This is a genomic window from Micromonospora sp. NPDC049048 (genome assembly GCF_043197615.1).
In the GTDB taxonomy this organism is placed as follows: Bacteria; Actinomycetota; Actinomycetes; order Mycobacteriales; family Micromonosporaceae; genus Micromonospora.
Genome location: NZ_JBICTM010000020.1, coordinates 1 through 19,783, shown reverse-complemented (window position 1 = coordinate 19,783; position 19,783 = coordinate 1). Strand labels below are relative to the sequence as shown.

Genomic DNA, 19,783 nt, shown 5'->3' with positions numbered 1-19,783 from the left:
GATCTGCCGTTCGAGCGGCTGGTGGAGATCATGAATCCGCCGCGGTCGTTGGCGCATCATCCGTTGTTCCAGGTCGTGTTGAACTCGGACGGTAACGTGCGGCCGGATGCGGGGGTCGAGGGTGTCGTCCTGGACATCGACGACTCGGTCGACATCGGCGCGTCGAAGGTGGACCTGACGATCCACCTGCGGGAGCGTCGTGTCGACGGGGCCACGCCCGCCGGGGTGGAAGGCGCGATCGAGTACGCGGTGCAGTTGTTCGACGAGGACACCGTGCTCACGTTCGCCCATCGACTGGAACGACTCCTACGCACCGTGGTCGCCGACCCCGACCAACACCTCAACGGCATCGACGTCCTCACCACCACCGAACGACAGCGGATCCTTGCCATCGGCACCGGCGCGCCAATCCTCGCGTCACACGCAGGAGGCAGCCTGCAACAGCGGTTCACCGAACAGGCGGCGCGTACGCCCGACCGGATCGCCGTCGAGGCGGATGATGTCCGGCTGACGTACTCGCAGCTCGACGAGCGGGTGCGAGCGCTGGCGGGGCGACTGATCGAGCTGGGGGTCGGGGCCGAGACGCGGGTCGGGATCCTGCTGGACCGCTCCGCCGACGTGATCGTGGCCGTCCTCGGCATCCTCGCCGCCGGCGGCGCCTACGTACCTCTGCACACCCGGGATCCCGAGGACCGCTGGCGGCACGCGCTCACCGAGTCAGGCGCCGCGCTGGTGGTGACCCGCACGGACCTGCCTCACCGGCACGACCTGCCGGTCTGCACCCTCGACGGGCCGTGGCCCGTACCGGACACGACCGCGTGCCTACCCGTGCCGTCCCACCCGGACCAGGTCGCCTACGTCATGTTCACCTCGGGTTCCTCCGGTGTGCCCAAGGGCGTCGCCGTCACTCACCGCGACGTGACCCAGCTCATCGATGATCGCAGTTGGAAGGCCGAGCACCACCGGAGCGTCCTGCTGCACGCCCCGCATGCCTTTGACATCCTCAACTACGAGCTGTGGGTCCCCCTTCTGGCCGGCGGGCGGATCACCGTCGCTCCACCGGGTGACGTGGACGCCACCGCGCTCGACAGGCTCATCAGGGAGCGGTCGTTGACGTCCCTTCACCTGACCGCCGGCCTGTTCCGGGTCGTGGCGCAGGAGCAGCCCGCTGTCCTGGCGGGCCTGCGGGAGGTGCTGACCGGCGGTGACGTCGTCCCGCCCCACGCCGTGGCCCGCGTCGTCGAGAACTGCCCGACCACCACGGTCCGGCAGCTGTACGGTCCGACCGAGGCGACCCTCTGCGCCACGCAGTACGTCGTGCCCCGCGAGCTGCCCGCTGCCGTCCCTGCGCGTGTTCCCATCGGACGTCCGCTCGACGGAACACGGGTGTACGTGCTCGACCGGAGCCTCCAGCCGGCGCCGCTCGGCGCCGTAGGCGAGATTTACCTCGCCGGCGCGGGAGTGGCCCGAGGCTATGTGAACCGGCCGGCGGCTACGGCGCAACGGTTCGTCGGCGATCCGTTCGGACCGCCGGGAAGCCGGATGTACCGCACCGGAGACCTCGGGCGCTGGTCGGAGGACGGTAACCTGGACTTCGTCGGCCGCACGGACGACCAGGTGAAGATCCGTGGCTTCCGGGTGGAGCCCGCCGAGGTCGAGACGGTTCTCGCCGGACTGCCCCAGCTCACCGACGTGGCAGTGTTCCCGCGGCAGAGCCCCAGCGGCGACACCGCGCTGGTCGGGTACGTCGTGTCCACCGACGACACGGATGCCAGGACGTTGCGCGCCGAGGCGGCCACGGTGCTACCGGATTACATGGTCCCCGCGACGTTCGTCGTGCTCGACTCCCTGCCCGTTACGGCGAACGGCAAGGTGGACCGGCGGGCACTGCCGGAGCCGGAGTGGGGCAAGGCCGGGCAGGTCGAAGCGCGGACCTTCCTCGAGCGGCTCTTCTGCGACATGTTCGCGGAGGTCCTCGGCCTGCCTCGCGTGGGCGTCGACGACAGCTTCTTCGAACTCGGGGGGCACTCCCTGCTCGGGGTCCGGCTGGTCAGCCGGATCCGCGCCCAACTCGGGGCGGAGCTCACCGTCCGTTCCCTCTTCGAGGAGGCGACCCCGGCCGGCCTCGCGGCGCGCTTCGAACAGCCACACCGGCCCACCGGGTCGGGTCGTACCGCGTTCGACGCCCTGTTGCCGCTACGAACGAGCGGCGACCGGATCCCGCTGTTCTGTGTCCACCCAGCCGTCGGTATGTCCTGGTGTTACGCCGGCCTCGTCCAACACCTGCCGGATCGTCCTGTGTACGCGCTACAGGCGCCAGGCCTCGCGGACGACGGTCGCGATGCGGCGGCGGGTTACCCGCATCTGCGTGCGCTGGCAGAGGAGTACGTGGCCCGCGTGCGTGCGGTCCGGCCTTCGGGTCCCTACCACCTTCTCGGCTGGTCGTTCGGAGGCGTGATCGCTCACGCGATGGCGGCACTGCTGCAGGAACAGGATGAGCCGGTGGGCATGCTCGCCATGCTCGACTCCTATCCCGACCCGGAGGTCTCGACGGAGGAACCGGACGAATCGGCCCTGTTCGTGGCGCTGTTGGAAGCGGTCGGGGTGGCTCGACCGGCTGAGCTGCGGAGTCTCGACCTCCGGCGCACGCGGGACCTGCTCAGAGAATCCGGCGGCGCGTTGGCCGACGTCAGCGAAGATCAACTCTCGGCGATCGTCGAGACCACCCGCCGGCACCTCAGACTGGGGTCGTCGCACCAACCCGGAAAGTTCCGGGGCGACCTGCTCTTCTTCGAGGCCACTCAGCACGTCACGGCCCGGCGTCCTCCGGTGGACCTGTGGACGCCCCACGTCACGGGCGACATCCACGTTCGTCCGGTCGCGTCGCGGCACGGCGAGATGACTCTTCCGGAGCCGCTGGCCGGGATCGCCGCGGTGGTACGTGAGCACCTGCGACGACTCGAACTTCCGATGCACACCCGTCAACAGGAGGAACGATGACCAACCCATTCGAGGACCCGGACGCCGCGTACCGGGTGCTCATCAACGAAGAGTGTCAGTACTCGCTCTGGCCGGTCTTCGCCGCGGTTCCGTCCGGCTGGACTGTCGTGTTCGAGTCGGATCGCCGTCAGGAGTGCCTTGACTACATCGACGAACACTGGACCGACATGCGCCCGGCCAGCCTCGTCCGGCAGATGCAGGCCGATTAGTCCCCAGACTCGCGTACGCGTGCCACTCGGTCGAAAGGAGCATGGTGGGGACCGCAGCAAGCATTCTGGACGATCTGACCGTCAACCATGTCGAGCTCTACGTCACTGACGTGCAGGCCAGGGCGGTGGAGTTCGTCGAACAGTTCGGCTTCACCGAGGCGGCTCGCTCCGAACCCGGCGGTCGCCGGCGAACCAAGGTGCTCGTCCAGGGCAGCATGGTCCTGGTATTGACCCAGGGACTGACGGACGAGGACCCCGCCACGGAGTACGTGCAGAGGCACGGTGACGGGGTCGCCGACATCGCGTTACGCGTCAAGGACTGCCGGGGCGCGTTCGAGCACGCGGTGACCGCTGGGGCCCGCCCGGTGCGAGCACCGGTGAGGCGACAGATGCCACCCGCCTGCACCACAGCGACCGTGGTGGGCTTCGGTGACGTCGTGCACACGTTCGTGCAATCCGACAGCGCCGGCGAGCAGGCATGCGTGCCCGGCTTCCCGGTGTTGTTACTTCCATCGGTGGCCAGCGGAGGGTTGGAACGCATGGACCACTTCGCCGTCTGCCTTCCATCGGGCGAGCTGAACGACACGGTGGCGTACTACGAGTCTGGCTTCGGCTTCCACATGATCTTCGAGGAACGGATCCGGGTCGGCAGGCAGGCGATGTCCTCGAAGGTGGTGCAGAGTCCTTCCGGCGACGTCACGCTGACCCTGATCGAGCCCGACACCACCGCCGAGGCAGGGCAGGTCGACGACTTCATCAAGGACCATGGCGGTGCTGGCGTTCAACACATCGCCTTCTGTACGCCTGACATCGTCGCGGCGGTGACGGCGGCCCGCGACCGGGGGGTGGAGTTTCTCAGGACCCCGGATCCGTACTACCGCCTACTGCCGCATCGGCTGGAGTTGGCCGCGCACGAGGTCGAGGAGTTGCGGCAGTTGCACGTCCTCGTCGACGAGGATCACTACGGTCAACTTTTCCAGATCTTCACCCGCTCGCTGCACCCACGGCAGACACTGTTCTTCGAGATGATCGAGCGCATCGGGGCGCGTACGTTCGGTACGGGCAACATCAAGGCGCTGTACGAGGCTGTCGAGTTCGAACGAGTGCACGAGTCGCTGCACGGACAGTAGTGGGGCCACGTTCCGCCGACCGCTGCGACCGCACAGCGAGGGGAGCCGCGGCGGCGGAACGACGGGCATGGAGGGCCGCGACGTAGGCGGCCAAGTCGTCCAATGTCCCGCCCTCGAAGACCGCATCGAACCCCGCCTGCAGCAACGCGTTGGTCCGGTCGATGTGAACGCGTCCGGTGATGCCCAGCTTGCCGCCGATGATGATGTCTGGAGCTGCTGGCCCGGTTCCGGTGGCGGCTCGCAGTTTGGGGATCAGCCGTAAGCCGTCCTGGCAGCCGTGACCGTTGACGCTGCTGACGACTATCAGGCCGGGACGTTGGAGTCGGGCGGCGTCGACGACGAGCTCCTCCGGTGCGCACGGCCCGAGATTGCGGACGTTGGCACCAAGCTCGCCCAGTGCCAACTCCAGGACGACCAGGTTCCAGCTGTGGGCATCCGAGGACGTGCTTGTCAGGAGAACCGACAGGGTGTTGTTGGTGCCCGGTGGATCTGTCACTGCGAACTCCCGTGCGTCGGCTCGTGCTGCTGTCGTTTCACCATGTCACGGGCAGTTCCTGCAGGCCGAACATCGCGGCGTCGTACTTGAACACCAGACCATCAGCCGGCGCGTCGACTCGTATCGTGGGGAACCGGTCGAAGAGCCTGCGGTACGAGATCTCCAGCTCGGCCCGGGCCAGACTCTGCCCGAGACACTGATGGATGCCGACTCCGAATGCCAGGTGGTGCCGCGAGCGGCGATGGATGTCGAAGTCGTCGGGTCGCGTGAACGCCCGTTCATCCCGGTTGGCGGCTGCTCCCAGGACGAAGATTCCCTCTCCGGCGTGAATCCGCTCGCCGCTGACGTCGATATCGGCGGTTGCCACGCGGTCGAAGGACATCCAGTCCACGATGCTGTGAAAGCGCAACAGTTCGTCGACTGCTGCCGGCCAGAGCGCTGGTTTGGCTCGGAGTTGAGCCAGCTGATCCGGATGATCGAGCAACGTGTAGACGCCGAGCGGGATCATGGTAGCGGTGGTGTGATGGCCCGCGAGGAGCAACATGAAGCACATCCCCACGATGGCCTCATGCGTGGGCTCACCCGTGTCACGTCTGATCGTCACCAGCCGGTCGATGATGCCATTCTGTCCGGGCTCGTGGCTGCGGACCAGGTCGTCCAGGTACGCCAGTATCTCCATGCGTGCGACATCCGCATCGCGAGAGCTGAAGACGCCACCCAACATGGCGCACGCGCGGTCGTGGAAGAAGGCGTGATCCCGTTCTGGCACACCGAGCAGCTGGCACATGACTGCGGACGCGACCGGCAGGCCGTACGCCTCGACGAGATCAGCCGCGCCGGACGCCGCCATGCCGTCGAGTAGGCCGTCAACGAGACGCTCGATGTCCGGTTCCATCTCACGGATGCGGCGAACACCGAATTCGCTGATCAGCATGCGTCGATGCGCGGAGTGGTCCGGAGGGTCCATGTCCGTGAGCTGGCCGGCCATCCTGTCGGCGGTGGCAGCGAGGGCGCCGAATGGATGCCCAGGGCTTGCCGGATCCGTGCTGACCCGGGAATCGGTGAGCACGTCCCGCGCCTCCGCGTGCCTGGTGATGGCCCACACCGGTGTCCCGAGGAAGCTGACGCGAACCGCCGCCCCCTGGGCGCGCAACTCTGCATATTCGGGAGGTGGGTGGTGCGGACATCGACGCGCCATCGGAAAAGACGGGAGATCGGAATTTCCGATGGCCATCGGAGGACTCCAAGGTCGATGTGAGAGTTCGGCGACGTGCCCCAGGACACCTGTGTCCGTTATCTGTCAGGATTCCGTTCTTGATACGCCTAAACGTATCAAGCAATCCTGGTCGATTGGTGTCGGTCGGAGTCGTCGATGCTGCGGTCCCTGCCAGCGACGAAATCGGGCGAGCCGGGAGCGGAATCTCGATCACGCCCATGCTGCAGGCGAATCTTACCAACGGAACACGTTCACTTCATCGTGGAAGTGGTGCGCCGACGTCCGCCGTGCGTCGTCGACTCCTGTGGGAGAGAGTGGGCGGAAGGCCGAATTTCGCACACCCGTGGTGGTGCGTCCCTGGGCTGGGTGTTCCACTGCCAATCGTGGGAGTTCGTCCCGCCGGCGGGACGAACTCCCACGGCACCGCCCGACCCGTCGCCGCCGGCCATGTACACACCGGTCTCCGACAGGACCGACCGGTCACTGACTCCTGGTCGCGCCGGCAGGGGAGTCAACGGACTCCACCCAGTCCGGCGACTGCTTCGGGTGCCCGCCGTCCGGGTCGGGCCCATCGCTCAGGCCCGGTCCGTCGGTCAGATCGGGCCCGGTGTCGGACGTCCCCCCTGCGGCACCGGAGCGTCCGCCGCCCAGCCCGACGAAGGCAGCTGTGAGGAGTCCGAGCAGGATCGTGCCGACGGCGCAGAACAGCAGAGTGCCGCGGGCGCCGAACCCGGCGATCAGGGGGCCCGCTATTCCATTGCCGAGGGGCAGCGCGACGATGGTGAGGGCACCTCGCGCCGCGAGGATCGGAGGCAGGTCCGCAGGACTCGCGGAACCCTGGAAAAGGGCGATGGAGATCGAGGGAAAGGGGGCCCAGACGAGGCCCGCGAGGGTGAATGCCGCGACCGTCAGCGGTGCGGGGACGGCGAACCCGAGCGGAAGCATCGCGACCCCGAAACCGATGACTATGCCGATGGTGGCGGGCCACATGGGTAGAGCCCGAAGATAGCCCGCGAGGAGGCTCCCCACGACGGCACCGACACCGAACATCGTGTAATACAGCGCCAGCGTGCTGGCGGAGCGGCCAAGGTCGTCCGCCACGAAGAGGGGCAGGGCGACCAGGACCGGGCCGAACAGGAAAAAGTAACCGAAACTGAGCCCGATCAGGCTGGACAGGCGGCGATCGGAGCGGATGGCCCGGAAGCCGGCCGAGCGTGAACTCGGTGCCTGGCGGTCAAGCGTGGTCACTCGCTTGCGGCTGGCGAACTTGTAGGTCACGGCAAGAATGCCGAAGCTGAGGGCATCCACGGCGATGGCCCAGACCGCGCCGCCCCAGGCGATCACCAGGCCGGCGATGACGGGGCCCGCCAGGGTGCCGATCTCAGCCAGCGTGGTCAGGATCGCGTTGGCTGCCATCCTGTTCTGTTGGGGCAACAGTTCGGCGACGAGCGTGTAGCGTCCTGCGGATCCCCAGGACAGGAACAACGACGACACGGCAAGTAGCCCGACGTACGCCTCGATGGACAGCAGGCCGGTCATGTGCAGGATCGGTACGGCGCCGAGCGCTGCGAAGCGCAGCATGGCGTCCCACCCCGCCATCTCGGCGCCGCTCCGGCCGCTCATCAACCTGTTGAAGATGATGGCTCCCAGAGCACCTGGCAGTCCGTACGCCGCGAGGGCGACGGCGACCCAGATCCCGCGGTGCTCGGGTGGGGCAAGCTGGATGGCGAGCCAACTGATCGCCACCGCACTCATACCGTCCCCGAGCGCGGATGTCGCGATGCCTGGAAGCACTCGCTTCATGGTCGGGTTGGTGACCACCGGCCAATACGGCGATGAGTGCATGAGACGGGTGAGGGATCCGTTCATAGGCATTCTGCCACTATCTCAAAGGGGCCGCGCGGCCGACGATGTCGCGCCGGCGCGTCCGCTACGCCCTGAGCGAATCCGGAGATCCGCCAGCATCCAGGTGACGTGAGTATGGGTCGAGCGGGTCCTGGGGCCGACATTCGAAGGCCAGATCCGTGCCGAGGCCGAGTTCCTCGGCCGCCTCCACGAACACGTCGAGCGCCGAGTGGTCCTCGAGAGCGAAACCTGTGGAGTCGAAGACGGTCAGCCTGTCGATGGCATCCTGGAAGGCCTCGGGTCGGGCACACAGTTCGTCGAGCGAGGGGCCGATCTGGTGCGGGGGCAACTGCTGACATTCACCCTCGGAGGTGGCCTGCTCCCGATGATCCGGAAAGACCAGGGCGGCGTCCAGGAGAGCGCGAGGAAGTTCGGTCTTGCCAATCAGGTCGGCACCGACGGCGTTGACATGCAGATGCTCCTTCCATCCCCGGTCGGGCAGCACCGGACCGGCTCCGACGCCCACAGAGGTCGCCGTGCAGATGATGTCCGCCTGGGAAAGAAGGTCCTGCGGGGTGGCCGGCCGCACGTCGAGCCCAAGGAACGCCACCCTGTTGGCAAAGCTCGCAAGATGCGCCGGCACCGTGTCCCAGGCGAGCACCTGGGTGATCGGGAACAGCAGGCTCAGCGCGTGTACCTGCGTGACCGACTGGGCGCCGGTGCCCACGACGCCCACGACATGGCTTTCGGGTGACGCCAACACCCGGCTCGCGATGGCTGACGCCGCACCCGTACGGAGTGCGGTGAGCAGTAGCGCGTCAGCCAGGACGGTCGTGCGTCCCGTCAGGTCGTCGACGCGGGCGATGGTGCCCAGGATGGTGGGCAGGCGGAACTCGTCGGGGTTGGCGGGACTGTAGGAGACGAGCTTCACTGTCGCACTGTCTCCCGCACGCCTGTGCGGCATCCACTCCAGCACGCCTCGGGCAGGCATCTCCCGTTCGAATCCGGAACGCGACGGTGAGGTGAAGGGTGCGCCCTCGAACGAGCACCGCAGGTCCGTCGTCAATTGCTCGATGATTCGTCGCATGACCTGATCTCGGCCGATCTTGTCGACGATGAGCCGTATCTCTTCGGCGGTCAACAGCATGGTCTTCAATGGGGCATCCTCTCGGCACTATCGTGACCACCGGCCTGTCCTGCAAGGATCAGGTTGGCGCGTCCCCTGTCGACGGCCTGGCAAGTCCGGTCGGTGTTTCCGCCATGGCTGGCCCGTTCTTCGAGGCCGGCACGGGAGGGTGAGCGCCAGCCCGGTGCCCGCCGCCGTCGTCAGCGGGAGACATCACTTCACGCTGCGGTATCGGCGCAGTAATCGCCTTACCCCAGCCCGCGTTCTGCTGATCGCGCGCACGACGCCTCCGCGCGGCCACCGGGACACAGGTGTCCTGGTCTAGGAAGGTTGGTCTCATTGCGGAGTCGCGTCGCCGTCAGGGCTTGTCAATTGTGCCGGCACGGTGTGTCTTCGCCTTGAACCACGATTAGCCTACCTCCTCATCCTTGCCTATATCTGACGCTCAGGCCGCTCATGGTGAGAGGCGCTGGCGGGGTGTGACACATGCTGGCTCCCGTGTGGCAATCCGTCTCGCCGGGTGGAAATTCGCCTTTGTTGGATTGACGTGCCTATCCGGACGCGGCGCAGCCGCTCCAGAGGTCCTCGGGACCCAGCGCGTCCGCCCGGTATTTGCCGACCGCGCTGATCAGAAGCCGGAGTTCGAAGTCCAGGCACTCCACGAAGCGGCTCAAGCCCTTGTCGGGGTCTTCGTCCACAGCGAGCAGGGCCGCTCGTCCGAGGCCCACGGCGGCGGCGCCCAAGGCAAGACACTTTGCGGCCCGCGCACCCTCCCACACGCGCCCTGAGACCAGTAAGCACCCCTGCCTGCCGTCGACGCGGCGGAGGCACTCGCCGAGCGGTAGGCCGACGTGGTCGAGCGAGACCGACGGTGCCCAGCCCGTGCCACCCTCGGCTCCGTCGATCACCACCGCGTCTGCCCCGGCGTCCCAGGCGATCTTCGCCGCCTCCGCCACGTCACGGCCCGGGTGCAGCTTCACCCACAGCTTGGCCCGCGGGAAGTTGTTGTGCATCTGACGGATCTGATGTCGGAAGATCTCGGCGGTGAACGTGCCCGGTGAGCCGCTACGCAGCACCGGCGCGCCAGCGCGGGTGCCGATGCGCTGCATGGTGTAGCGGTCGGCCAAGCGCCGGGCCACCGCCCCGTCGACCAGAGTCATTCCACCGAGGCCTGGCTTCGCCCCTTGGCCCACCTTGAGTTCGAAGCCAAGCTGCCCAGCGTCGAGCAGCGGCTGCGCGGCGGGGTCGCTGTAGACGGCGTTCCACACCTCGGCGTCGGCGTCCTCGGTGCTCTGCTGCACCACCACCCCGCCGCGATGGTCGGTGACACCCTCTGCATAGGCGGCGATTCGTCGGTTCAGCGCCGCAGACAGCGTCTCCGGTCCTGGGTTACGGAAATCGTGCATCGGAACGACGTTCTCGCCGATCACCATGGGCAGCCCCAACGCCCCGGCTTGCCTGGCCAATGTGTCGGACATCCCCGAGCTGACCAGTTCCGTGGAGCCGAACGCGCACACGAAGACCGGTAGGGGGGCGGTGAAACCGCCGATCGTCGACTCCAGCCGGACGTCGGAGTACGTCGGCTCACGACCGAGCTCGATCAGCATCTCCAAACGGTCAGTGGAGAAGATGGGGGGAACGAGACGGACGTCGTCCAGTGGGTCGCCGGTCCGAGCGCCGGGTCGGCCGCCGTAGACGGCGCGGCCGAAGCCCTGCTGCGGAGGAAATGCCGCCGCCAGGCCGAGCCGGGCCCTGAGCCGCACCGCATCCCCCGGAAAGTGGTCCGCCTCGATCACGCCGACACCATGCCGGGAAACTTCGGGTAGGCGCTCGCCTGCCACACGCCGTCCAGTCCGGCGACGTACCGGGTGAGTCGTTCCACACCGATCCCGAAGCCCGCACTGCTCGGGATGCCGTGCCTGGCCGCCTCCAGGTACCAGCCATACTTGGCCGGGTTCTCGCCCGTCTCTCGTATACGGGAAACGAGTCGGCGGTGTTCGAACTCCCGCTCGCTGCCGCTGCAGAGCTCGCCGAACCCCTCCGGCGCGATGAGGTCGAAGTTGCGGAGCAGGCCCGGCTCCGAACGGCTCTCCCGGTCGTAGAAACCGCGGGAACCCTTGGGGTAGTCGGTGACGAAGAAGGGGACCCCCGCGGCCGTGGAGAGGACTTCCTCTCCACGCCAATCGATCTCTGCCTGCGGCGACTGCTCGTGTCCCAACCCCTGTAGAGCAGTCACGGCGGCGGCGTGCGTCATCTGGTCGAAGGGCTGTTCCTGCAGCTGCTTGAAGGCGCCAGTCGACCGGCCCAGCGCGGCCAACTCATCGCCGTGCTCGGACTCGACGGCGGCGATCTGATGGCGGAGCAGGCCTTCCAGCAGCCGCATGACGTCCGCGCGGCCTGCTTCCGCCACCTCCACGTCGATCTGATGAAACTCGACCAGATGACGCTGTGTGGAGAAGGCGTCCGGCGGCTCCAACCGAACATTCGGAGCGATATAGAAGATCTTGTCGAATGCCAACAGCGAGGTCTGTTTGTACAAGATCGCGCTGGTCATCAGCTTGTAGCGGTGGCCGTAGAAGTCGACGTCTATCTGCTTCGATCCACGGATACCCGGGTCGGTGACCGGTCCGATGATCGGTGGCAACAGCTCGACGAAACCAGCCTCCGTCAGGTATCGACGGGCGGCGGCGAGGAGGGCGGCCTGGATGCGGAGAACTGTCCTGGTCGTAGGGGAGGTCAAGTGCTCCCGCGGGTCGAGCGGGCCGTCAGGCATCGGAGCGGACCGGTTTTCTACCATGTCTGGTCTCCCACTTCGTCGGAACGCGGGCGCTGTCGGACGGGAGGAACGACTCGCCGACTCCACGGCGGCGGATTCGTGGTCGAAGCTGCGGGCGACGTGGGACAACGACCAGAGCAACTCGGTGGACGAGGCCCGAGGGGATCGTCCGCCGTCACCGTGCCCCTGTGCGATCGGCATCGCGCCCGCCGAGGACCACCTGAGGCGGCCCGAGTCATCTATGTAGCTTCTGGCGCGATTGGCGTTGTCCGGGTGCAGGCAGTGCGGAACGTCGAGATAGCCCAGGGCGAAGGCCCGTACGATTGACCGGCCCACGTCGGCACCGAGCCCGACGACTGCCTCGATCAGCGCCGACGCCTCTGCTTCGATCGAGTCGTCGGCGGCCGATCCGGACCATCCCGCCGCGGTCTCTCCCCGAGCGGCCTCGGCGGCGAACATGAGCGCCGCCACGTTGTCCTCTATGGCGGGTATTCGGGACGCCTCTGCTGCGGTCTTCACGATGAGCCGTGCCGCTCCTGACCGTACCGCCAGTCTTGCGGACTGCTCGATGAGTCGACGTGCGCCGCCGCTCGTGCGTGGGAAGAGCCCCATGTAGGTATAGACCACCACATGCCAGTCTGCCCCCGGCAGCCAGCGCCCGGCGAGCCGGTGCAACGCCGACAACGCCGCAAGATCCTGCTCGAAATCGGTCTGTTGGGCGTAGCTCAACGAGATGCTGCGTAGCCCGTGCTGCACGAAGAACATCGCTTCCAGCACGCTCACCGCCACCAGGAGGCCGGGCGGGCACAGTTGGCCCATGAGGCAGCCACCGAAAGTCTCCAGGTGCGGCTCCACCTGTCCGGTGCGGGAAGCCGCGAGCAGCTCACAGGCGACCGCCCAGTTCTCGACAGAGTCGCGAAGCGCCAAGCGGCTGTACGGCAAGCAGTAGGAAACGGGGCCTCCCTCGGTGGCGTCCAGTCCCGCGCCGATCAGCGCGGCGACGATCTCCTGCGGACGAGCCGAGCCGTGTCGAACCTGGATGGGGAAGTCGTCGCTGCGTATCCCGTCGAGCATGTCCCGCGTCGCGCGGAGGTCGTGGGTCAGTAGCGGATAGCCGTTCAGCGCCCTGCCCTCGTGCACCGCTGCCCAGGCGGCCGCAAGGTCGCCGGTCCGGGTGTAGCTGTCCAACGTGATCGTCCCGACAGTGGCCGCCGGAGTCCGACGGGTCGCGAGGAGACCACGTCTCATCTGCCCGATACTGCCGAATCCCATCCGCGGCTGAACGATGAGTGAGCCCGTGCGTCGCGCTGACGCGACGAACGTCCCAAACGCGCCGGGCGGTCGCGCCAGGACGTCGGGCGAGGTAAAGCCCTCCTCATTGATCTTCGACACGCCCCATAGTAAGGGTGAACAGGATGCGAGAAGTGCTCGATAGCCCGGCGCGACATTTGTTTCGTCTCGCCGGCGGGACAGCGATCACAGCGAGTGAACATGGAGAAGAGCCTCCCGGGAAATGTCCTCGAGTACGTTTGGATCGCCCGCGAAGACGCCGTTCTCACGAGGCCAGTGCACGACCAGGTGTGTGATTCCGCATTTGGCATAGCGCTCCGCCACCGTGACGAAATGCTCAGCGGAGCGCAGCACGTCGCCGGTCATGTCGGTGGTCACGAGGATGCGTTCGATCGAGGCCGGGTCACGCCCGGCGCGGGCGCAGGCACGTTGCAGGCCGTCGACCTGCGCGAGCACAGCGGCGTGGAACTGGTCCGGAGTGTAGGAACGGGAAAAGTCGGCCGGACCGCTTGTGACCCACGCGTCGCCGTGACGTGCAGCCAGGTCGAACCCCCGTGGACCTGTGGCGGCGATGGCAAGTGGGAGGCGGGGGGACTGCACGCAACCAGGTATCATGCGAGCTTCCACCGCTGAGAAGTGTCGCCCTTGGTAGCTGGTGACGTCCTGTTCGAGCAGGGTGTCCAGGAGGGCTACGAATTCGCTGAAGCGCGCCGCCCGATCGGGCGCCGAAAGTATTTCGCCGCCGAGGACAGTGGCATCGCCGGCGCCGGTGGATCCAGCGCCGACACCCAGGGCGAACCGTCCGCCGGAGATGTCGTCGAGAGTGATCGCGTCCTTGGCCAGCACCACCGGGTGCCGGAAGTTCGGCGAGGTCACCATGGTTCCGAACCGGATCCGCTCGGTGCTGGCGGCCACGGCGGCGAGCAGAGGGATCGCCGAAAACCATGGCTCGTCCCGCAGGCTGCGCCACCACAAATGGTCGTAGGTCCAGGCGGAGTCGAACCCGAGACGTTCAGCGGCGCGCCAGCGAAGGACTGATTCTCGCCAACGGCGCTCCGGAAGGATCATGACGCCTACACGCATGTGCACCCCAAGGAAGAATGTTTCGGGACCTTGTCTCGTTTCGCAATGAGAACATAGCTCCGGCGGGTCATCCTGATGTGGAAGAATCGTCCGCGATCCTGGTCGGCTTCCGCGATGACAGTAGTGTGAAAGCCCCGCCCATTCGGAGGTGATCATGGCAGTTGATGGCAGCAGGATCAGTTTCCAGCGACAGTTCGTGCGGGCCTCGTCGGCGCCAGCGTCGTCCGCCCCGCCGCCCCCGTTCGGTACGGTGTTCACGGACCACATGGTCACCGTGCGGTACGTCGAATCCCGGGGCTGGCACGACGCGCAGGTCCAGCCCTTCGGCCCACTTCCCTTGTCACCCGCCTCCGCGGTCCTGCACTACGGCCAGGAGATCTTCGAAGGGCTGAAGGCATACCGGAGCGCGAACGGCGAGTGCCTGCTGTTTCGCCCGGACGCCAACGCCCGACGCTTTCAGGCTTCGGCGCGCCGGCTCGCGATGCCGCCCGTGCCGACGGAGCTGTTCTTACAAGCGATAACGGAGTTGCTCGAGGTCGATTGTGAGTGGCTGCCAGAGTTGCCGGACACCAGCCTCTACGTCCGTCCTTACCTTATTGCCACCGAACCCTTTCTGGGAATGCGGCCGGCCAGAGAGTACTTGTTCGGAGTAATCGCCTGCCCGGTGGCCGGGATCTCCGACAGTTCGGCACCCATGACGGTGTGGATCTCGGAGAGGTACAGCCGTGCGGGTCTCGGCGGGACCGGCACAGCCAAGTGCGGCGGCAACTACGCTGCCGCACACGTCGCTCAGCGGGAAGCCGCGGAGGCCGGTTGCGACCAGGTCGTATTCCTCGACGCGGGCCAACGGCAGTTCGTCGAAGAGATGGGCGGTATGAACCTCTTCTTCGTCTACGAAGGACTGCTCGTGACACCACCGCTGGCCGGCACGATCCTGCCGGGCGTCACCCGTGACTCGATCGTCACGCTGGCCCAGGACATGGGGATCGACGTGGTCGAGCGCCCGATTTCACTCGCCGAATGGCAGGCCGACGCGAGATCGGGTCGTCTGCGGGAGGTGTTCGCCTGCGGTACTGCGGCGACGGTGGCATCGATCGGTACGGTGCGCTGGGCCACCGGTGAAATTGCCACTTCCGTCCCTGGGCCGGTGACGACAGCGCTGCGCGAGCGGCTATTGGGCATCCAGTACGGCCGGTTGCCGGACCTGTATGGATGGACGCATCGTGCGCGCCGGAGCCGGCTCACCGAACCCCACTCCACAGCTTGTTGACGGTCTCGCCCCAGTTACCCGCGCGGTGACCTGCCGCAGGCCTACACGGCCGACCTGCCGGTCGACGGCCTGGTCCTGGACATCGACGCGACGATCGTGCTCTGCCACTCCGAGAAGGAATCGGCGACGGTGCGCTCCAGGCACCGAAGACGCGTACCACGTCCTCTGGCCACTACCCGATCAACCCCGCGACCGCACCAATCCCGCTTGAACCCGCGAGACCACGGCGCCTGCACCAGACCACCCAGCGATCTCCTGCTTGAGCACTAGTCGGTAGACAGATCCAGCGGTGCCGTGATGGCGAAATTCTGGTCGACCGTCCTCACCAGGGCACGGCCTCGCTGACCCAGTCCGCAGCGTGTTGCCCATCCGGAGAGGCTGTCCAGGAAGCCCACCAGGTCCCGCTGCACACCTGTCAGCAGCTGCGGCAGCGTACGACGTGGCAGGTCGACATAGTGTCCGGCCCAGCGTCCCCGGTGACGATTCGGACCGCCGTCCTGCCAGACCCGCAGAGCATCACCGATTGCCTCTACCTCCGGGCCTGGGTCATGACCCAACCACGGCGAACCGCCAGTGAGAGGCTGCGCCCAATCTCGCCAGTCCTCCAGCCCACTGCAACAACCCGGCATCACGCTCGTCCCGACCCTGGCGTCACTAACCCGCAGGCCACCGGTAGCGATGAGCAACTCCTCGGCCAGCAGCGCGTCCACGACCTCATCCCGGCCGCCGGGTGGCATGACGTCGATCCGATTCGCGAGGGCCGCCACGAACAACCCGGTCTGCTCATCGGTGCAACCGGCGTGGAGCACCAGCCACGAGCCGGGCGGCGACGGCTCCACCGGCCACGGCGGTGCCGGCTCACCGTCGAGCATCGGCACCTCGATGACCGCCTGCATCATGATCATCAGGCCATTGAAGCCGACGTTTCCAGTCCGCAACAGCGGTGTCTTCGGCACCTGCAATGTTCACCGCCCCCTCAGCCGGTGCCGCCACCAGGCCTGGGCATCCCAGGCATTCAGCTCGGCAGCCCGGGGATCAGGCAGCGTCTTGCGGAGGAACTCCTCGTCCAACGCGTCGACGACACGCCGCAGCTCACGGCGGGCGGCCGGCGGCAACCGGCGCATTGCGCCTTCGAGGATGTCCCGCTGACCTACGGGATCGCAGGACGGACACGGACAGTCGCCCAGAAGTTCCAGCCATCGGCCGGACCGCCAGATGGCACGACGGTAGCTGGTCAATGCGGTCGCTACGGAGCCGATCTTCGGATGCCGGAGCTGAAGTCTGACGATCGCCGCGTTCGCGCGGCTCGACAGGCCATCGATGGGAGAGGTCTTGCCGCCACTCCGGCCGGCCAACCTCGACTGCGCACGCAGCGCACCAGGCGACTTACGCGCCATCGACCCTTTGGGGCTCACTCATGACGATCACCCTGCCACACCGCCATCACGACCCGCCAACACATTCCCATCGCCGTCTGGTACCGAGGATGATCACACCAGAAAGCGGGAAAAGCGCCGATATTGGGCCAAGGTTGCACAGTGCGAATGCCGTGCTGGTGCTCATCTGCCCCCACCGCGCCGAAAGCCATCACCGTGGAAGTCGGCATCGCCATAGCCATCCTCACCAAAGTCCTCCGCGACCTCGTCCACTACGCCGCTGGCACCCGTACCAGCCCTGATGAGCGCGCGGCGGTGTTGATGGCCAGGTGGGAGGTGTGCGCCGGGGGACCGGGGGTAGTCGTGCGGCCGGTGAGGATGTCGGGAGGATCTTGGGGAGGTCTGGTGGATTCGTACCCTGCCGTGGAATCGCACGGGTTGATTGGTGACCTGCAGACCGCCGCCCTGGTGGCGGTGGACGGCACGATCGACTGGTTCTGCGCCCCGCGGTTCGACTCACCCAGCATCTTCGGCGGCTTGCTGGACCGGCGCCGCGGCGGCCACTTCCAGATAGCGCCGGACGGCGTCGACCACGTGTGCAAGCAGCTGTACCTGCCCGGCACCCCGATCCTGATCACCCGCTTCATGAGTGCGGACGGCGTCGGCGAACTCGTGGACTTCATGCCGGTCGCCGGCGACCAGGCCACCGACCGGCACCGACTGGTCCGGGTCCTCCGCATGGTCCGCGGCACGATGCGGTTCCGCCTCGACTGTCAACCCCGGTTCAACTACGGCCGCGACTCCCAGGAACTCGAGGTCCACCCGGAGGGAAGCCTGATCCGGAGCGCGACGTCCGCCTTCAGCCTCAGCCGGGTGCGGTACGCCAACCAGCTGACCGAGCAGCACGACGTCCGCCGGACCGACGAGGGAATCTGCCTCGTCGCCACCCTGCACGAGGGCGAGGTCGGGGGTGTGGTCCTGGAGACCGGCATCGATCCCGACCCGCCGCGTCGGTACAGCCCGGACGAGGTCGACAACCTGCTGGCGTCCACGCGCGACTGGTGGCGGGACTGGCTCGGCCGCTCCCACTACGCCGGCCGCTGGCGCGAGATGGTCGAGCGGTCCGCCATAGCCCTCAAGCTCATGACGTACGCGCCGACCGGCGCGCTGGTCGCCGCGCCCACTGCGGGCCTGCCCGAACACATCGGCGGGGAACGCAACTGGGATTACCGCTACACCTGGATCCGCGACGCATCGTTCTCGGTGCACGCGCTGCTGGACCTGGGCTTCACCGACGAGGCGGGCCGCTACATGCGCTGGCTCGGCGACCGGGTCCGCGACGCCGACGAGGCTGGCGCCCCGCTGCAGGTCATGTACCGGGTCGACGGCTCACCCGACATCCCCGAGGAGGTGCTCGACCACCTGGAAGGCTACAAGGGCTCGGCTCCGGTCCGAATCGGCAACGGCGCGGCGACGCAACTGCAGCTCGACATCTACGGCGCCGCACTCAACGCCTTCCACGTCGCCGACAGTCAGGGGCTGCACATCACCCACGAGGGGTGGCGGCACACCCTGCGGGCGATGGACTGGCTCTGCGACAACTGGGACCAGCCGGAGGAGGGGATCTGGGAGACCCGCGGCGGAGGGCGGAACTACACCTACGGACGGCTGATGTCATGGGTCGCCCTCGACCGCGCCGTCCGCATCGCGAACGCGCGGGGACGGCCCGCGGACATCGGCCGCTGGACGGCAGTACGCGACCGAATCTACGACCAGATCATGACGCAGGGCTACCACCCGGGACGTCGGGCCTTCGTCCAGCACTACGGCAATGACGTACTGGACGCGGCGCTGCTCGCCATGCCTTCCGTCGGCTTCGTGTCGCCGCGCGACCCGATGTGGCGGTCAACCCTGCATGCCATCGACGACGAACTCGTCTCCGACAGCCTCGTCTACCGGTACAACCCGGAGGCATCCCCGGACGGTCTGCCCGGAATCGAAAGCACCTTCACCATGTGCACCTTCTGGTACGTGGACGCCCTCGCGCGGACCGACCGCCTTGAAGACGCCCGGCTGACGCTGGAGAAGATGTTCACCTACGCCAGCCCGCTCGGCCTCTACTCCGAGGAGATCGCTCCGAGCGGCGAGCAGGTCGGCAACTTCCCGCAGGCATTCAGCCACCTCTCGCTGATCAGCACCGCCGTCAACCTCGACCGACTGCTGGACGCCGGTCGCTGACCGCCGTCGCCCTTGGCTGCCCGGGTACCTGTCCAAAGGGCATTGACCATGACGAAGGCCAAGTCACAGTTGGGGTGGCGGGGTCACCCGTAGCCGGCGGCGGCCCGGCGGACCATCCGACGCGCCTCGTCGCGTGGGACACCGGTGGCGCGAAGCAGGTCGTTGGCGATGGTCCGCAGCTGGGACACGACGATGGTGCCGGAGAACCCGATGTCCTGGCGACACGCCTTGCCGGCTTCCCGCACCGCCGCCAGTACCCGCTCCCGGGCACCCGTCGGCTCCTTCACGGCCAGGTATTCGCGGTGCAGCATCCGGACCGCCTCGCCGTACAGTTCGATGGCGGCGGGCAGGTCGGGCGGCACCGGTTCGTCGTCGCGCAGGGCGGTGCCGATCCGACGCACCAGGGCCCGACTGTTGCGAAACGCCCGTTCCATGTGCTCGACGCCGTCTTTGTAGGCCGCCAGCACACGGCGGCGGTGCCAGCGCAGCGGTGAGTGCCGGGCAACCTCGTCGGCGGCGATGATGACCTCGTCGAGCCGGTCCAGTTCCGGCTCCGCGTCGCGCATCTCGTCGAGCAGTTCTTCGGCGGCGTGGGCCTCGCCGTCGGCCAGCGCCCGCGCGGAGTCGGTCATCTGTTTGGCGAAGGTGTCGAGTGCGGGGTCGGCGACGCGCCGTAGCGTGCGCATCGGGTTGAGGGGCACGAGGATGAGCACGACCAGCAGCCCGAT

General features: G+C 67.3%; 14 protein-coding genes and 2 pseudogenes. 5 read left to right on the top strand and 11 right to left on the bottom strand.

Going from position 1 to position 19,783, the window contains the following annotated elements; translation table 11 throughout:
- The 3 genes from ACGFIG_RS30550 to hppD form a co-directional block, all read left to right on the top strand.
- The coding region (locus ACGFIG_RS30550; protein ID WP_393008812.1) for an amino acid adenylation domain-containing protein at window positions 1–3,000 on the top strand (3,000 nt) is incomplete at its 5' end.
- Window positions 2,997–3,209 (top strand): MbtH family protein, encoded by a 213-nt coding sequence (locus ACGFIG_RS30545; RefSeq protein WP_393008810.1) that lies wholly within the window; start codon window positions 2,997–2,999, stop codon window positions 3,207–3,209. The genes ACGFIG_RS30550 and ACGFIG_RS30545, both read left to right, overlap by 4 nt.
- Window positions 3,210–3,253: 44 nt before the next feature.
- Window positions 3,254–4,339: a 4-hydroxyphenylpyruvate dioxygenase gene (gene hppD, locus ACGFIG_RS30540; protein ID WP_393008808.1), complete on the top strand. Its 1,086-nt coding sequence runs from the start codon at window positions 3,254–3,256 to the stop codon at window positions 4,337–4,339.
- On the opposite strand, the gene ACGFIG_RS30535 is transcribed toward hppD, so the two are convergent.
- The 8 genes and pseudogenes from ACGFIG_RS30535 to ACGFIG_RS30500 all read right to left on the bottom strand — a co-directional run bounded on the left by ACGFIG_RS30535 (window position 4,278) and on the right by ACGFIG_RS30500 (window position 14,156).
- Window positions 4,278–4,835: a cobalamin B12-binding domain-containing protein gene (locus ACGFIG_RS30535; protein ID WP_393008807.1), complete on the bottom strand. Its 558-nt coding sequence runs from the start codon at window positions 4,833–4,835 to the stop codon at window positions 4,278–4,280. The two genes, hppD and ACGFIG_RS30535, sit on opposite strands and share 62 nt — an antisense overlap.
- A 37-nt stretch (window positions 4,836–4,872) precedes the next feature.
- Complete coding sequence (locus tag ACGFIG_RS30530; RefSeq protein ID WP_393008805.1) at window positions 4,873–6,069, bottom strand: cytochrome P450; 1,197 nt, start codon at window positions 6,067–6,069, stop codon at window positions 4,873–4,875.
- A 462-nt stretch (window positions 6,070–6,531) separates the two neighbouring features.
- The gene (locus tag ACGFIG_RS30525) at window positions 6,532–7,920 is read right to left on the bottom strand and encodes an MFS transporter (protein ID WP_393008803.1); all 1,389 of its coding nucleotides are present in this window, start codon (window positions 7,918–7,920) and stop codon (window positions 6,532–6,534) included.
- A 61-nt stretch (window positions 7,921–7,981) separates the two neighbouring features.
- Window positions 7,982–9,043, bottom strand: coding sequence for an ornithine cyclodeaminase family protein (locus ACGFIG_RS30520; protein ID WP_393008816.1), 1,062 nt, complete (start codon window positions 9,041–9,043; stop codon window positions 7,982–7,984).
- Between the two features lie 530 nt (window positions 9,044–9,573).
- On the bottom strand, window positions 9,574–10,818 hold the full coding sequence (locus ACGFIG_RS30515) for a glutamate synthase-related protein (protein ID WP_393008801.1): 1,245 nt from the start codon (window positions 10,816–10,818) through the stop codon (window positions 9,574–9,576).
- Window positions 10,815–11,795 carry an asparagine synthetase A gene (locus tag ACGFIG_RS30510; protein ID WP_393008814.1) on the bottom strand — a complete coding sequence of 327 codons (981 nt, stop codon included), beginning with the start codon at window positions 11,793–11,795 and terminating at the stop codon, window positions 10,815–10,817. The genes ACGFIG_RS30515 and ACGFIG_RS30510 overlap by 4 nt, the downstream gene beginning before the upstream one ends.
- Before the next feature lie 105 nt (window positions 11,796–11,900).
- Window positions 11,901–13,148: pseudogene (locus ACGFIG_RS30505) on the bottom strand (methylaspartate mutase); the annotation flags it as partial.
- Window positions 13,149–13,274: 126 nt separating this feature from the next.
- Window positions 13,275–14,156 carry an LLM class flavin-dependent oxidoreductase gene (locus tag ACGFIG_RS30500; protein WP_393008799.1) on the bottom strand — a complete coding sequence of 294 codons (882 nt, stop codon included), beginning with the start codon at window positions 14,154–14,156 and terminating at the stop codon, window positions 13,275–13,277.
- Window positions 14,157–14,325: 169 nt separating this feature from the next.
- Between ACGFIG_RS30500 and ACGFIG_RS30495 the strand changes: the two genes are divergently transcribed.
- Complete coding sequence (locus ACGFIG_RS30495) at window positions 14,326–15,441, top strand: branched-chain amino acid aminotransferase (RefSeq protein WP_393008797.1); 1,116 nt, start codon at window positions 14,326–14,328, stop codon at window positions 15,439–15,441.
- A gap of 266 nt (window positions 15,442–15,707) precedes the next feature.
- Here the strand turns inward: ACGFIG_RS30495 and ACGFIG_RS30490 are convergent, their stop codons facing one another.
- Both ACGFIG_RS30490 and ACGFIG_RS30485 read right to left on the bottom strand, forming a co-directional pair.
- The gene (locus ACGFIG_RS30490; protein WP_393008795.1) at window positions 15,708–16,346 is read right to left on the bottom strand and encodes a hypothetical protein; all 639 of its coding nucleotides are present in this window, start codon (window positions 16,344–16,346) and stop codon (window positions 15,708–15,710) included.
- Between the two features lie 60 nt (window positions 16,347–16,406).
- Window positions 16,407–16,838 (bottom strand): hypothetical protein, encoded by a 432-nt coding sequence (locus tag ACGFIG_RS30485; protein ID WP_393008793.1) that lies wholly within the window; start codon window positions 16,836–16,838, stop codon window positions 16,407–16,409.
- 357 nt (window positions 16,839–17,195) lie between these two features.
- Between ACGFIG_RS30485 and ACGFIG_RS30480 the strand changes: the two genes are divergently transcribed.
- Window positions 17,196–19,055, top strand: coding sequence for a glycoside hydrolase family 15 protein (locus ACGFIG_RS30480; protein ID WP_393008791.1), 1,860 nt, complete (start codon window positions 17,196–17,198; stop codon window positions 19,053–19,055).
- An 83-nt stretch (window positions 19,056–19,138) separates the two neighbouring features.
- On the opposite strand, the pseudogene ACGFIG_RS30475 reads toward ACGFIG_RS30480, so the two are convergent.
- Window positions 19,139–19,783: pseudogene (locus ACGFIG_RS30475) on the bottom strand (aromatic acid exporter family protein); the annotation flags it as partial.

Coding starts and splice junctions, on each gene's coding strand:
- ACGFIG_RS30545 (WP_393008810.1), top strand. CDS start 2,997: ATGACCAACCCATTCGAGGACCCGGACGCCGCGTACCGGGTGCTCATC.
- ACGFIG_RS30530 (WP_393008805.1), bottom strand. CDS start 6,069: ATGGCCATCGGAAATTCCGATCTCCCGTCTTTTCCGATGGCGCGTCGA.
- ACGFIG_RS30525 (WP_393008803.1), bottom strand. CDS start 7,920: ATGAACGGATCCCTCACCCGTCTCATGCACTCATCGCCGTATTGGCCG.
- ACGFIG_RS30520 (WP_393008816.1), bottom strand. CDS start 9,043: ATGCTGTTGACCGCCGAAGAGATACGGCTCATCGTCGACAAGATCGGC.
- ACGFIG_RS30510 (WP_393008814.1), bottom strand. CDS start 11,795: ATGCCTGACGGCCCGCTCGACCCGCGGGAGCACTTGACCTCCCCTACG.
- ACGFIG_RS30500 (WP_393008799.1), bottom strand. CDS start 14,156: ATGATCCTTCCGGAGCGCCGTTGGCGAGAATCAGTCCTTCGCTGGCGC.
- ACGFIG_RS30495 (WP_393008797.1), top strand. CDS start 14,326: ATGGCAGTTGATGGCAGCAGGATCAGTTTCCAGCGACAGTTCGTGCGG.
- ACGFIG_RS30490 (WP_393008795.1), bottom strand. CDS start 16,346: ATGATCATGATGCAGGCGGTCATCGAGGTGCCGATGCTCGACGGTGAG.
- ACGFIG_RS30485 (WP_393008793.1), bottom strand. CDS start 16,838: ATGGCGCGTAAGTCGCCTGGTGCGCTGCGTGCGCAGTCGAGGTTGGCC.
- ACGFIG_RS30480 (WP_393008791.1), top strand. CDS start 17,196: ATGTCGGGAGGATCTTGGGGAGGTCTGGTGGATTCGTACCCTGCCGTG.